The organism is Streptomyces sp. NPDC042201 (genome assembly GCF_055582185.1).
Map to the genome: position 1 here is coordinate 736,126 of NZ_JBVJDS010000004.1, position 15,636 is coordinate 751,761.

Consider the following 15,636-nt stretch of genomic DNA (forward strand, 5'->3'; position numbering starts at 1 on the left):
CCCGTGAACCCCTACATCTCGCTCTGGGAGGCGACCGATGGCAACCGGTGATGGCGCATACCCGCTGTCATTCGCACAGGAACAGCTGTGGTTTCTCGATCAGCTCCGGTCCGGAGCCGCGACCGAGTATCTGCTGCATGAGGCGTTCCGGCTGCGGGGACCGCTGGACATGGGAGCGCTGACGGCCGCGCTGTCCGAGATCGCGGTACGGCACGAGGTGCTGCGGACGCGGTACGACGCCGTGGACGACGCGGGCGTGCAGATCGTGGACGACCCGGAGCCGGTGGAGCCCGCCCGGGTGGACCTCGGCGAACTGCCCGACGCCGAACGGGAGGCGCGGCTGCGCGAACTCAGCGCCGCGGAGCTGCGGACGCCGATCGATCTGCGGGAGCGTCCGCCGTGGCGCGTGACGCTGGTGCGCCTCGGCCCGGATGACGCGGCGCTGCTGATCACGGTGCACCACATCGCCTTCGACGGCTGGTCGTGGGGGGTGCTCGCGGAGGAACTCGGCGCGCTGTACGGCGCGTTCGGCCGGGGCGAGCCTTCGCCGCTGGAGCCGCTGGAGGTGCAGTACCTGGACTACGCCCAGTGGCAGCGCGAGAGCTGGGAGGCGTCCGCCGAGTCGATGGACCGCCAGCGCGCCTACTGGCGTGAGCGGCTGGCGGATCTCGGTCCGCTGGAGCTGCCCACCGACCGGCCGCGCCCTGCGCAGTGGGAGTCCGCGGGCGACAGCCACTACTTCCACGTGCCGGCCGAACTGGCGGCGCGGGTGACGGAGATCGGGCAGCGCGCCGGCGCGACCCCGTTCATGGTGCATCTCGCGGCGTTCCAGCTGCTGCTCTCCCGCTACACGGGGCAGCGTGATGTGGCGGTCGGCGTGTCCATCGCGGGCCGCGAGCAGGCCGAGCTGGAACCGATGATCGGCATGTTCCTCAACACCGTCGTGCTGCGCACCGATCTGTCCGGTGATCCCTCCTTCACGGAGCTGCTGACGCGGGTCCGGGAGTCGAACCTGGACGACTTCGGATGCCAGGAGGTGCCGTTCGAGCGGGTGGTCACCGATCTGGCGCCGGACCGGGACCTGTCCCGCAACCCGGTGTTCCAGGTGGGCTTCGCGCTGCACAACGCCCGGCGGCGGCCGCTGCGGCTGCCCGGCCTGGAGGTCAGCAGGTACGACTCGGCCTCGGCGAGTTCCGCGTTCGACCTGTCGCTGCACCTGGCCGAGCTGGCCGACGGCTCGTTCGAGGGGAAGTTCCTCTACCCGACCGCCCTGTTCGACCGTGCGCGGATCGAGCGGATGGCGGCCGGCCTGCTGCGGCTGCTCACCGACATCGCCGACCGGCCCGGGGTGCCCGTACACCGGCTGGAGATCGTCACCGAGTCCGAGCAGCGGCGGCTGGCCGAGTGGAACCGCACGGACGCCGTGACCCCCGACCGGTCCCTGCCCGAGCTGTTCCTCGACCGGGCGCGGGCCACTCCCGACGCGGTGGCCGTGGTGTCCGGGGGCCAGGAGACGCCCTACGCGGAGCTCGCGGAGCGGGTGACCGCGCTCGCCGGGCACCTGCGCTCCCTCGGAGTCGTACGCGGCACCCCCGTCGGGGTCGCGATGCACCGCGGCACCGATCTCGTCACGGCGCTCCTCGCGGTGCTGGCCGCAGACGCCGTGTACGTACCGCTGGCACCCGACCATCCGGCGGAGCGGCTGGCGTTCATGGTCACCGACGCCGGGGCGGAGGTGCTGCTCACCCAGGAGTCACTGCGTGACCGGCTGCCCGCGCACCCGTGTGTGGTGGCGGTCGACAGCGCCTGGCAGGAGATCGCCCGGCCGGCCGCCGGCTCTCTTACGCCGCCGTCCGTCGGGGACACGGATGCCGCGTACATCATGTACACGTCCGGTTCGACCGGCCGGCCCAAGGGCGTGGTGGTCACCCATGCCGGCATCCGCAACCGGGTGCTGTGGTCGGTCGACCGGTACGGGATCGGTCCTGGCGACCGGGTGCTCCAGAAGACCACGATCGGCTTCGACGCCGCGGTGTGGGAGTTCCTCTCGCCGCTGGTGTCGGGGGGCACGGTGGTCATGGCGCCCGAGGACGCCCACCGCGACCCGTCCGTGATGATCCGGGCGATGGCGGAACACGGCGTGACGGTGCTTCAGCTCGTCCCGTCGGTGCTGCGGCTGCTGCTGGCCGAGACCGGCCTGGGCGACTGCGCCGCGCTGCGTCTGGTGTGCTCGGCGGGCGAGCCGCTGCCCGCCGAGCTGTGCGCGCGCCTGCGGGAGAGCGTCGACGTCGAGGTGTTCAACACCTACGGCCCGACCGAGTGCGCGATCGACTCCACCGCATGGCGCTACGACGGGACCGAGCGCGCCGAGATCGTCCCGATCGGACGCCCGCTGCCTCATGTCCGTACGTTCGTGGTGGACACCGAGGACCAGTTGGTGCCGGTGGGTGTCCCCGGCGAGCTGTGCGTCAGCGGGGTCGGTGTCGCCCGCGGGTACGCCGGCCGGGCGGACCTGACGGCGGACCGCTTCACGCCGCATCCGTTCCCGGCCGTGCCCGGTGAGCGCTGGTACCGCACCGGGGACCTGGTGCGCCGCCGCGCGGACGGCGCCCTGGACTTCGTCGGGCGGATCGACGAGCAGGTGAAGGTACGCGGAGTGCGGATCGAGCCGGGCGAGATCGAGGCGGCCCTCACCGGGCATCCGTCGGTCGCCGCCGCGGTGGTGACCGCGCACCGGCCGGAGTCCGGGGACACCGAGCTGGTCGCCTATCTCGTGCCGGCGGACGGCGCGTCCCTCCCGGACGCCGAGGAACTGCGTGAGCTTCTCGCGGCCCGGCTGCCGGAATCCATGATTCCGTCGGTCACGGTCGGCCTCGACGCGCTGCCGCTGACCCCGAACGGCAAGGTGGACCGCAAGCGGCTGCCGTCGCCCGAGGGCCGGGACCGGCCGGGCGGGGTGCGCTGGGTGGCTCCGCGCACCGCCACCGAGCGGTCCGTCGCCGAGCTGATGGGCGAGGTCCTCGGGGTGGAGCGGGTGGGCGCCGACGACGGCTTCTTCGCCCTCGGTGGTCACTCACTGCTGGCGATCCGTCTGGTGCTGCGGCTGCGGCGTGCCTTCTCAATCGAGCTGACGGTCGGCGAGCTGTTCCACGCCCCGACGGTCGCGGCGCTGGCCGCCCGGATCGATTCGGTCGCGGCGGACACCGACGAGGCCGTCATCCGCGCGGTACAGCGCGGCGGGGAGCTGCCGCTCTCGTTCGGCCAGCAGCGCATGTGGTTCCTGGACCAGCTGGAACCGGGCAGCGACGAGTACGTCGTCCCGCTGGCGCTGCGGCTGCGCGGCCCGCTGGACGTCGAGGCGTTCCGGCGGGCGGTGGACGCGACCGCCGCCCAGCACGAGGTGCTGCGTACCCGCTATCTCTCGCGCGGCGGCGATCCGGTGCAGGTCATCGACCCTCCGGCCGCTGTCCCGTTCACGCTGCACGATCTGATCGGTGCCGCGGACGCGGACGCCGGAGCCAGGGAGCTGCTGGACCGGGCCTCCGGTCGGCCGTTCGACCTGGAGACGGAGACCCCGCTGCGGGTCACGGTGATCCGTACGGCGCCCGACGACTATCTGGTCGCGCTGACTCTGCATCACATCGCCTTCGACGCCTGGTCGATGGGGTTCTTCCTGCGCGATCTGGACAGCGCGTACCGGGCGTTCGAGGCCGGTGAGGCCTCGCCGCTGCGCCCGCAGCCGGTGCAGTACGCGGACTTCGCGGTGTGGCAGCGGGAGCAGGAGTCGTCGGAGGAGTCCGCCGGGCAACTCGCCTACTGGCGCGACCGGCTGGACGGTCTCAGCCCCGTCGAGCTGCCCGCCGACCGGCTCCGGTCCGCGGTGCGCGACGCCCGCGGTGACACGGTGATCGTGGAGGTGCCGGCGGAGACCGGCCGGGCCGTCACGGGTCTCGCGGCGCAGCGGGGCGTGACCCCGTTCATGATGCTGCTGGCGGCGTTCCAGCTGATGCTGGGCCGCTACACCGGGCGGACCGATGTCGCGGTCGGCACCCCGGTCGCCGGAAGGACCCGGCAGGAGACGGAGGAGCTGGTCGGCTTCTTCACCAACAATCTAGTGATCCGTAACGACCTGGCCGGCAATCCCGTCTTCACGGACTTCCTGGACCAGGTGCGCACGGTGTCCCTGGAGGCGCTCGCCCACCAGGATGTGCCGTTCGAGCATCTGGTGGACGCGCTGCGGCCGGACCGCGACCTCTCCCGCAATCCGTTGTTCCAGGTGATGTTCGAGCTCCAGCACATGGAAGGGGTTCCCGCGACGCTGGGCGAGTCGGTCATCGAGCCGCTCCGTACCGGCCCCGCCGTGGCCAAGTTCGACCTCACGATGACGGTGAAGCAGCGCGCCGACGGGCGGCTGAACTGCTGGTTCGAGTACGCCACGGGGCTGTTCGAGCGGGGCACGATCGAGCGGATGGCGGATCACTATCTGTCCTTGCTGAGCAGCATCGCCGCCGATCCCGCGGCGCGGATCGCCGACCTCGACATGCTCACCGACGCCGAGCGCCACAGCATCCTCTCCAGCTGGCCGGACCCGGACGGGGACCGGCTCGGCGTCCTCGATCCCGTGGCGGAGCACGCGCTGTGCGTACCCGAGCTGTTCGAGCGGCAGGCCGAGCGGACACCGGACGCGGTCGCGGTGGTGAGCGGCGAACAGCGGATCAGCTACGCGGAGCTGAACGCCCGGGCGAACCGGTTCGCCCACCATCTGCGGTCGCTCGGCGTCGGACCCGAGACGGTCGTCGCCTCCTGCCTGGAGCGCAGCGCCGACGCGGTCGTGGTGCTGCTCGGCGTGCTCAAGTCCGGCGGGGTGTACGCCCCGTTCGACCCCCGGCATCCGGCGGAGCGGCTGGACTTCATGCTGGCCGACGTCGGGGCGACGACCGTGGTGACCTCCGCGGAGTTCGCGGAACGGCTCGGCGCGGGACCGTACCGGGTGGTGACGGTCGACGGGGAGTGGGAGGACGCCGGCGGACCGGCGCGGACGGCGAACCCGCCGGTGACGGCGGCGCCGGGCAACCTGGCCTACATCATCTACACCTCCGGCTCCACGGGCCGCCCCAAGGGGGTGATGATCGAGCACCGGTCGTACGCCCAGCACTGCCGGGTGATCGCCGACGCGTACGGCGTCGGGCCGGGTGAACGGGTGGTGTTGCTGTCCGCGCTCACCTTCGACGTGGCGATGGACCAGATCGCGGCCACGCTGACGGCCGGTGCCACGATCGTGGTGGGGGATCCGGTCTTCTGGACGCCCGCCGAGCTGCCGGAGCGCCTCGCCGAGCACGACGTGACGATCGTGGAGATCACCCCGGCCTACTACCGGGCCATGACGGAGTCCGGCTCCCTGTGCCGGCTGACCGGTCTGAAGCTGATGAACGTCGGCAGTGACGTGGTCACCGTGGCCGACGCGCGGCGCTGGGCGGCGGCCGGGCTGCCCGGGCGCTTCCTGTGCAACTACGGGCCGACCGAGGCGACCGTCACCTGTCTGCTCCACCCGGTGGGTACGGAACCCGCCGAGGAGCAGGGAGCCTCCGCGCTGCCCATCGGGCGGCCGGTCTCCGGGACGCGGGCCTATGTGCTGGACGCGGATCTGCGGCCGGTCCCGGTCGGCGTGCCGGGCGAGCTCTGCCTCGGCGGGGTGCGGCTGGCCCGTGGCTACCACGGCCGCCCTGAGCTGACCGCCGACCGGTTCGTACCCGATCCGCTGGCCACCGAGCCGGGGCAACGGCTGTACCGGACGGGAGATCTCGTACGCCACCGGCCCGACGGCACCATCGAGTTCCTCGGCCGGATCGACCACCAGGTCAAGATCCGCGGGCTGCGGATCGAGCTGGGCGAGATCGAGGCCGCCCTGGTGCGGCACCCCGCGGTCCAGGAGGCCGTCGTCGTGGCGGTGGACGTGGCGCCGGGCGACAAGCGGCTGGCCGCCTATCTGGTGGCTCAGCCGGACAGCGCCGTCCCCGCGGTGAGCGAACTCCGCTCCCATCTGGGTGAGTTGCTGCCGGAGTACATGATCCCGTCCCTGTGGGTGACGCTGGACGCCCTGCCGCTGACCGCGAGCAAGAAGGTCGACCGCAAGGCGCTGCCCGATCCGGTGCTCCTGCGCACGGACGGCGGGCGGGAGTACGTCGCGCCGCGCGATCCTGCGGAGGAGGCCGTCGCCCGGATCTGGTGCGAGGTGCTGGGTCTGGCGCGGATCGGTGCCATGGACGACTTCTTCGCGTCGGGCGGGCACTCCCTGCTGGCCACCCGGGTCCTCGCCCGGCTCAGGGAGGAGTTCGCGATCGAGCTGCCGCTGCGCCGGCTGTTCGAGGCCACCACGGTGGCCGGACTCGCCGAAGCGGTGTCCGAGGCCCTCGAGGCCGATATCGCCCAGTTGTCGGACGACGAAGTGGCGGGGCTGCTGTCCCGGGAAGGTGTGCGATGACCGAGATCAGCGACCGAGTGGCGTTGCGGCAGGAGCTGCTGCGGCAGCGCCTGCGCGGCGGGGTGACGCCCCGGCGGAACGACGCCATCGGCAGGGCGCCGCGCGGCGGCCCGCTGCCGCTGTCCTTCGCGCAGCGCCGGCTGTGGATCCTCGACCAGTTGGCGCCCGGCGGCACGGAGTATCAGATGACCGCCGCCCTGCGGGTACGGGGCGAGCTGGACCGGGCGGCGCTGCGCACCGCCCTGGACGGGCTCCTGGCGCGGCACGAGGTGCTGCGGACCCGGTATCCGGTGGTGGACGACGATCCGGTGCAGGTGATCGACGAGCCGGGCCGGGTGCCGCTGACCGAGCTGGACCTCGGCGCCCTGGACCGCGAGCGGGCGGACGCCCGGCTCGCCGCGCTCGTCACCTCCGAGCGGCGCCCCGTCGACCTGGCCCGCGGTCCGGTGTTCTCGGCGACGCTGGCCCGGCTCGCGGACGCCGAGCACGCACTGCTGCTGACCGTGCATCACATCGCCTCGGACGGCTGGTCCGAGGATCTGCTGGTGCGTGAGCTGGCGACCCGCTACTCCGACGCAGTGGCGGGCCGCCCGACGGCCGACTCGCAACAGCCCTTGCAGTACGCCGACTTCGCGGTCTGGCAGCGTGAGCGGCTGTCCGGGGAGCTGCTGGAGCGGCAGTTGGGCCACTGGCGGGAGCGCCTGACCGGGCTGGCGCCGCTGGAACTGCCCACGGACCGGCCGCGCCCCGCGGTGCGCGACAGCGCCGGCGCCCAGGTGCCGCTGGCCGTCCCGGCGGATGTGGCCCGGCGGCTGACCGCGCTGGCCCGCGAGCACGGCGCCACGCCGTTCATGGCGCTGCTCGCCGCGTACGCGGTCCTGCTCGGCCGCTGGAGCGGACGGCGGGACGTGGCCGTCGGCACCCCCGTGGCCGGACGCGACCGGCCCGAAGTCCAGGGCATGGCCGGGCTGTTCCTCAACACCCTGGTCCTGCGGACCGATCTGTCCGGGTCGCCGTCCTTCGTGGACGTACTGCGACGGGTACGGGAAACGGCGCTGGACGCGTACGCCCATCAGGAAGTGCCGTTCGAGCAGCTGGTGGACGAGCTGGCGCCGGAGCGCGACCCGTCACGCACCCCGCTGTTCTCCGCGATGCTGCTGTGGGAGGACGAATCGGCCGCGGCGGCGGGCCCGAGGACGATGGGCGGGCTGACGCTCGGCCGGCTGCCGGTCGGTGAGAGCACCGCCAAGTTCGATCTGACGCTCGGGGTGTCCGAGCGGGCCGACGGTTCGCTGGCCGGCGCCGTGAACTACGCGTCGGCGCTGTTCGACCGGGACACCGTCGAACGGTTCGCCGCGCACTTCGCCCGGCTCCTGGACAGTGCCACGGCCGCCCCCGGGCTGCCGGTCGACGAGCTGGAGATCCTTCCCGCCGCCGAACGGAGCCTGCTGCTGGAGGAGTGGAACGACACCGCCAGGCCCTACCCGTCCGGGACGCTGCCCGCGCTGTTCGAGGCGCAGGCCGCCCTGACTCCTGACGCCCCCGCTCTGCGTTCCGAGGGCGCCACGGTGTCCTACGCCCGGCTCGGCGCCGAAGCCGACCGGCTCGCGGCGGAGTTGCGGGCCCACGGGGTGGGCCCGGAGTCCGTCGTCGGAGTCTGTCTTCCCCGGGGCACCGGGCTGGTCGTCGCGCTGCTGGCGGTCGTCAAGGCCGGGGGCGCGTATCTGCCGTTGGATCCGGAGTACCCGCCGGAGCGCCTCCACTTCATGCTGGACGACTCGGGCGCCCGGGTCGTCGTCAGCGACGCCGGCCTGGGGTCGCTGGTGTCCGGCGGCGCCCGGCAGGTCGTGGACATCGACGCCGACCGGTCCGCACGCCCCGCACCCGCCCCCCTGCCGGGCCCCGCCCCGGAACACCCCGCGTACGTCATCTACACCTCGGGGTCGACGGGCCGCCCGAAGGGAGTGGTGGTCGAGCACCGCGCCATCGTCAACCGCCTGCACTGGATGCAGGAGGCGTACGGGCTCACCGCGGCCGACCGGGTGCTGCAGAAGACCCCGTACAGCTTCGACGTATCGGTGTGGGAGTTCTTCTGGCCGCTGACGACCGGCGCCACGCTGGTCCTCGCCCGGCCCGGCGGTCACCGCGATCCCTCCTATCTGGCCGAGGTCGTCGCCGCGGAGGAGATCACCACGCTGCACTTCGTACCGTCGATGCTGCGCGCGTTCCTGGCCGGGCCGCTGCCCGCGCTGCCTTCGCTGCGGCGGATGATCTGCAGCGGCGAGGCGCTGCCCGCGGATCTGGTCACGGCCGTGCACGAGCGGATCGGCTGCGAGCTGCACAACCTGTACGGGCCCACCGAGGCCGCGGTCGATGTCACGGCCGTACGGTGCGTGCCCGGCCTGCCCGTCACCATCGGCCGGCCCATCGCCAACACACGTACCTACATCGTCGACGACGAGCTGCGGCCGGTCCCCGTCGGGGTGCCGGGAGAACTGCTGCTGGGCGGCGTGCAGCTGGCCCGCGGCTATCTGAACCGGCCGGGACTGACCGCGGACCGGTTCGTCCCCAGCCCGTTCGGCACCGGTCCCGGCGAGCGGCTGTACCGCACCGGCGACCTCGCCCGTCACCGGGCCGACGGCGCCATCGAGTACCTCGGCCGGATCGACCACCAGGTCAAGATCCGCGGTCAGCGCGTCGAACTCGGTGAGATCGAGGCGGTGCTGGCCGAGTGCGCCGGCGTGGACGCGGCCGCGGTCACCCTCCACGACGAGCGGCTCGTCGCCCATCTGGCACCCGCCACGGCGGACGTCGCCGCGGTGCGCCAGGAGCTGCGCGGACGGCTGCCCGAGCACATGTGCCCGGCGCAGTGGATGCTGCTGGACTCCCTGCCGCTGACGCCCAGCGGCAAGATCGACCGTAAGGCGCTGCCCACGCCCGACGCGGGCCGGTCGCTGCTGGCCGGGGAGTACACCGCGCCGCGCGACACGCTGGAGCAGACGCTCGCGGACGCGTTCGCCGCGGCCCTGGCCGTCGACAAGGTGGGCGTGCACGACAGCTTCTTCCAGCTCGGCGGCGACTCACTGCGCGCCATCCGGGTGGTCGGCCGACTGCGCGAGCAGGGCTTCGGGCTGTCCGTGCACGACATGTTCACCCACCAGCGGGTGGCCGAACTGGCCGCGCTGCTGCGCTCGAAGACCGCTGGCGAGACGGCCGGCGCGCTGGCCGCCGACTCCTTCGTGGAGCGCTTCGCGCTGGTGGCCGACGAGGACCGGGCCCGGCTGCCCGAGGGTCTGGACGACGCCTACCCCATGGCGCAGACGCAGGCCGGGATGGTCTACGAGATGCTGGCCGCCACCGACCGGGCGGTCTACCAGAACGTCTCCTGCTACCGGGTCAGCGACGCTCTGCCGTTCGACCTGACGGCGCTGACCGAGGCGGCCCGGCTACTGGTCGGCCGCAACGAGATCCTGCGGACCTCGTTCGATCTGTCCGGTTACTCCGAGGCCATGCAGCTCGTCCACCGCGAGGCCGAACTCCCGCTGGGATTCGATGACTTGCGTTCGATCCCGTCGGCCGACCAGCGGGCCATCGTGGACGGCTTCCTGGTGGGCGAGCGGCGCAAGCCCTTCGACCTCGGCCGTCCCCCGCTGCTGCGCTACCACGTTCATCACGTCTCCGACGAGGAGTGGTGGCTCACCCACATCGAGTGCCACGCCATTCTGGACGGCTGGAGCCACACCTCGGTGGTCGCCGAGCTGATCTCCCTCTACCGGACGGTACGGCAGGGGCGCACGCCGGATCTGCCGCCACCGCCGGACGTACGGTTCGCCGACTTCATCGCCCAGGAGCGCGCGGCGCTCGCCTCGGACGAGGACCGCGCCTTCTGGGCCGGCCGGATCCGGGGCAGCGAGAAGTTCGAGCTCCCCGCGGCCTGGGGCGGCGCGGACCACGACGAGAAGGCCACCATCATCGATGTGCCGTACCGGGATCTGACGCCGGGTCTGAAGCGGCTGGCGGCGGCGGCCGGCGGCTCCATGAAGAGCGTGCTGCACGCCGCCCATCTGAGGGCGCTGGGCATCGTCAGCGGCCGCCGTCGCTTCTTCACCGGGCTGGTCTGCAACGGCAGGCCGGAGCTGGCGCGCGGCGACGAGGTGCGCGGGCTGTATCTCAACACGGTGCCGTTCGCCGCCGACCTGTCGGCCCCGACCTGGCGTGAGCTGGTCCGTGAGGTCTTCGCGGGCGAGGCCGCGCTGTGGCCGCACCGCCGCTTCCCGATGCCGGCCATGCAGCGGGAGTGGGGCACGTCCCCGACCCTCATCGATGTGGCCTTCGGCTATCTGGACTTCCATGTGCTCGACTGGCAGTCCAGCGAGGTCGGCATGGTCGACGACTTCAGCCCGAGCGAACTCGCCCTGGAGGTATGGACCTTCCCCGGGGTGCTGCGCATCGGCGGCCGGCCGAGCCTGGTGGGGGTCGCGCAGCTCGAACTGCTGGGCCGCGTCTACCGCCATGTGCTGGAGGCGATGGCCGCCGATCCCGACGGTGACGCGTACGGGCTGACCCTGCCGCCCGCCGACCACGCGCGGGCGCTGCGGACCGGGAACGACACCGCGCGGCCGGTGCCCCGCGATCTGCTCATGCACGAGCTGACCGCCGAGCACGCCCGGTCGGCGCCCGGCTCGGTGGCCCTGCGGTACGGGGACGAGACCGTCGGCTACGGCGCGCTCGCCGAGCGCGCCGACCGGCTCGCGCACCGGCTGCGCGCCCTGGGCGTCGGGCCCGACACCATCGTCGGCCTGCATCTGCCCCGTACCCCCGACCTGATCGTCGCGCTGCTGGCGACCCTCAAGGCCGGCGGCGCGTTCCTGCCGCTCGACCCGGAGTATCCGGCCGACCGGCTGCGGCACATGCTGACCGACGCCGAGGTCACGGTCACCCTCAGCACCCGCGCGCTGCGATCCACGCTGCCGTCCGGCCTGACGTGCCCGGTGGAGACCATCGACGACCTGCCGTACGAGGAGTTTGTGCCGCAGGCGCCCGACGTCAGGCCCGGTCCTGACGCTCTCGCCTATGTCATCTACACCTCCGGTTCCACCGGGCTGCCCAAGGGCGTCGGGGTACCGCACCGGGGCGCCCTCAACCTGCGGTACGCGCAGCGCGAGCACCTGGACCTGCGGCCCGGCGACCGGGTGCTGCAATTCGCCTCACCGAGCTTCGACGCCTTCGTCTGGGAGGTGCTCATGGCGCTCACCAACGGCGCCGAGCTGGTGCTTCCGCCGCCGGACACGGACGTGGGGGATCTGCGGCAGCAGTCCGCTCTGGTCACACACATGACGCTGCCGCCGTCGCTGCTCGACCGGCTGTCCCCCGCGGACTTCCCGGAGCTGCGCGTCCTGGTGTCGGCCGGCGAGGCCTGCTCCGCCGAGCAGGCGGCCCGCTGGTCCGGCCGGGTGACCTTCATCAACGCCTACGGGCCGACGGAGACCTCGGTCTGCGCCACCCTCGCTCCGGTACCGGCCGCGGCGACCGGACGGCAGCCCTCGATGGGCCGGCCGATCGCCAACTTCCAGACATACGTCCTGGACGCGGACCTGCGCCCGGTGCCGGACGGAGTCGAGGGAGAGCTGTACGTCGGCGGCGCCGGACTGGCCCGGGGGTATCTCAACCGCCCGGGTCTCACGGCGGGACACTTCGTACCCGACCCGTACGGCGAGCAGCCGGGGGCACGGCTCTACCGCACCGGGGACCTCGTCTCCAGGAACGCCGACGGCACCTTGCAGTACCGCGGCCGCCGGGACCACCAGGTGAAGGTGCGCGGCCTGCGCGCCGAGCCCGGCGAGATCGAGAACCTGCTGCTCAGCCATCCCGCGGTGGCCGCCGCCGTGGTCACCGTGCATCGCGCCGGTACCCCGGACGCGACCCTGGTGGCGTACTCCGAGACCGTGGAAGGGCACAGCGTGGAGCCTGCCGAGCTGCGCGAGCACCTGCGGGGCAAGGTCCCGCGGGGGCTGCTGCCGACGCACTACTTCGCCCTCGACGGCTTCCCACTCACGCCGGCGGGGAAGATCGACCGCGCGGCGCTGCCCGTGCCGGACGGCGCCAGGCCCGCGCTCACGTCGGAGTACGTGGCGCCCTCCGGCGAGCTGGAAGTGGCCATCGCCACCGCGTGGAGAGAAGCGCTGGAGATCGAACGGGTCGGGGCGCACGACGACTTCTTCGAACTCGGCGGGCACTCGCTCGCGCTGATGCGGATCGTGGCGACGCTGCGCTCCCGGCACGATCTGGAGCTGCGGTTCCGGTCCTTCATCGAGCATCGTACGGTCGCCGGGCTGGCGTCGAGCATCGAGGCGGCCCGGGGCGAGCGGCGCGCGGAGGCCGAGCGGGCGACCGGCGCGATGCTGTGGATCCGCAAGGAGGGCAGCCGTACACCGCTGTTCTTCGTGCACCCGGGCGGCGGCAGCGCGCACTGGTATCTGCGGCTCGCCCCGCATCTGCCGGCCGACCGACCGGTGGCCGCGTTCGAGTGGCCGGGCCCGCACGCGTCGGCGGCCCCGCCGACCGCCGAGGAGATGGCCGAGCGCTATCTCACCGAGCTGCGCGGCGCCCAGGCCCGCGGGCCGTACGTGCTGTTCAGCTGGTGCGGTGGCAGCGGCATCGCCTCGGAGATGGCCCGACAGCTGGTGAGCGAGGGCGAGGAGGTCACCTTCATGCTCCTCGACCCCGGCCTCGACGCCCATGAGCGGGCCGAGGGCTGGCGGGAGCTGGCGCTGATCCGCCGGCTGGAACGGCTGGTCAACGAGGTGGACCAGGGCGGCGCGGCGGCGAACACCCCGGAGCGCCGGCAGGAGATCCTCGATCTGCTGGACCACCTGGTCGACGATGTCGACGAGGAGACCGGCATCACCCTGCCCGAGGACGGCGTCGGCGACGCGTGGCCGCGCGCCGCCCGGATCTGGCGCGAGGTGATGGAGATGGACCTCGCCTACCGGCACCGGCCGTTCCCCGGCCGGCTCCATCTGATCGTCAGCGACGAACTCGCCCAGGGCGAGCACGAGGTGGCGTTCGGCCAGACGTTCGCCGACTATGTGAGCCGCTGGCGCGAGCTGCTCACCGAGGGCGTGGAGGTCCACCGGGTACCGGGCGACCACTTCGGCGTCATGAAGCCTCCCCATGTGTCGCGCCTGGCGGAGGTCGTCAACGGGCTGATCCCCGGCCATGAGGGGGCGGCCGGCTGACCCTGCGGGGCGCGGCAGGACAGAGCGGTGGGGCACCGGCATCAGGCCGGTGCCCCACCGCTTTTCTGTGCCCTCGCCGCCTGCGCGCCCGAGGATGTGGCCGCCACCGAGGATGCCGCCGCCCCCGCCCCGACGGTTCCGCGCCCGCGCATACGAGAGCCGGGCCCGGTCCTGAGGGTCAGGACCGGGCCCGGCTCATGGATCGGCGGGGCCGCCGATCGGTCGGTCAGTCGGTCACCGCGACGAAGCGGAGTTCCGAGGTGTACGTATTGCCCTCGTCGTCGGTCAGCCAGGCCTGCTCCGGTGTCGGCAGCATCTCCGTCACCGTCAGCCGCGCCGCCGGATCCTTACGCGCCAGCCGACGCACCGCCTTGGCGAAGATGTTCACGTACACCGGACTGTCGAAGTCCACATAGAACGGCCGCGGCTCCGTCGGAGACACCACGAACACCCACCGCGGCAGCTCCTGTTCCTCCCGCCACCGACGCGCCCGCACAAACCGACGCGCCTCACTCTTCTCCCCCGCGAACTCCACCTCCGACCCCACGAACCGCCACGTCTCCCGCGCCACCACCATCGAATCCACCATCACCCGCGGCGAACGATCGCTCTCCGGAAGGATCTGGAAGAGGTCCATCACGAGAGTGGTCAGTACGTGCGAGAAGACATCGACCGCGTCGAACACGGCCCCGTCGGGCACCACCACGACCAGGCGGTCCGCCCGGCGTTCGACCGTGGCGTCGGCGCTGAGGACCGTGTTCGGGCGGTGCGGGTCCGCCGAGTGGTCCACGAGGGCGACGTAGTAGTCCTCGGGCCGCACCAGGGAGTGTCTGATCCGCGCGGACAGCCGGGACTTGTGTTCCTTGGGCAGCATCGGCACCAGCCGCGGCCCGGGGTGGTCACGGCCGGTCAGGGCGAACAGCTCGTCCGGCGCGGGGTGCTGATGGACGAAGAGCGAGGCGCCCAGGGTGTTGGTGGCGAGATGGAGTTCGCCGAGGACGAGTTCGAACTCGCCACGCTCCAGGGCGGCCGTGTCGGTCGCGGCGATCATCACATCCGGGCTGAGGTAGCGCGCCGCGGTCCACCCCGCGCCGGCGTCGCCGAACGCGTCGTGCACCTGCTCGGCGATCTCGGCGCCGGACACCCGGACCCGGCCTGCCCCTTCGGGCAGCCGCAGGATGGAGGCCCAGCGCCGGCGGAACTCCTCCTGGAGGCGTGCCGCGTCGGCAGCTGCGTCCCCGTGCAGCACGGGCATGCAGGCGAACCAGAAGGCCGCCAGATCCACGGTGCCGCTGTCCCCCGCCGCCTCCCGGAGCCGGTCGTAGACCTCGCCGACCCGGTGCATCACCTGCTGGGCGAGGTGCGAGGTCAGCCAGGTGGCGCTGGTCATGAAGAGATCCAGTGGCGCGAGCGCCGTCAGGACGTCGCCGCCGATCCGGGCCCGCGCGGAACGCACGGAGTCGGAGTAGACCAGGGCGCGGCAGGGAGCGGTGGCGGCTCCCTTCTCGCGCTGGGCGGCGGCGTCCGTGAGCTGCTCGAAGTCGGCTTCCAGCGCCGCCATCGCGCTGATCAGCCGGTCCGGATCGTCCCCGGCCGCCCGGACCTGGTCGCGGCCGCGTTCCAGTACCTCCAGGGTGGCCAGAGCCCGTTCCCGTACGGCGGGGTCGCCGATCCGTTCGAGCGTTTCGCGCAGCCGCAGTTCGGGGTGGGTGTCGGCGGGTACGTCGAGCCGCCAGGTGACGCAGCGGAGCTCCACCAGCCGGTCGAGCGCCTCGGCGACATCGGTGTCCGGTCCCAGGTGGAGCTGGATCGCGTGGGCGGAGCGGGTGCCGTCGCAGAGTTCGAGGACCCGCAGGAGCCGTTCGGGAACCTCACGCGCCGGACGACCCGGCACCCGCACCGAACCATCCACCACCC

The 15,636-nt window shown here is 72.7% G+C and carries 3 protein-coding genes; 2 read left to right on the top strand and 1 reads right to left on the bottom strand.

The window, feature by feature from the left end; all coding sequences use genetic code 11:
• The first annotated feature begins 37 nt into the window (after nucleotides 1–37).
• Nucleotides 38–6,481 (top strand): amino acid adenylation domain-containing protein, encoded by a 6,444-nt coding sequence (locus tag ACZ6MZ_RS13620; protein ID WP_469351767.1) that lies wholly within the window; start codon nucleotides 38–40, stop codon nucleotides 6,479–6,481.
• Entirely contained in the window at nucleotides 6,478–13,719 is a 7,242-nt protein-coding gene (locus tag ACZ6MZ_RS13625; protein ID WP_469351768.1) for an amino acid adenylation domain-containing protein, read from the top strand. The genes ACZ6MZ_RS13620 and ACZ6MZ_RS13625 overlap by 4 nt, the downstream gene beginning before the upstream one ends.
• Nucleotides 13,720–13,945: 226 nt before the next feature.
• Here the strand turns inward: ACZ6MZ_RS13625 and ACZ6MZ_RS13630 are convergent.
• A partial coding sequence (locus ACZ6MZ_RS13630; protein WP_469351770.1) for a lantibiotic dehydratase occupies nucleotides 13,946–15,636 on the bottom strand: 1,691 nt, incomplete at its 5' end.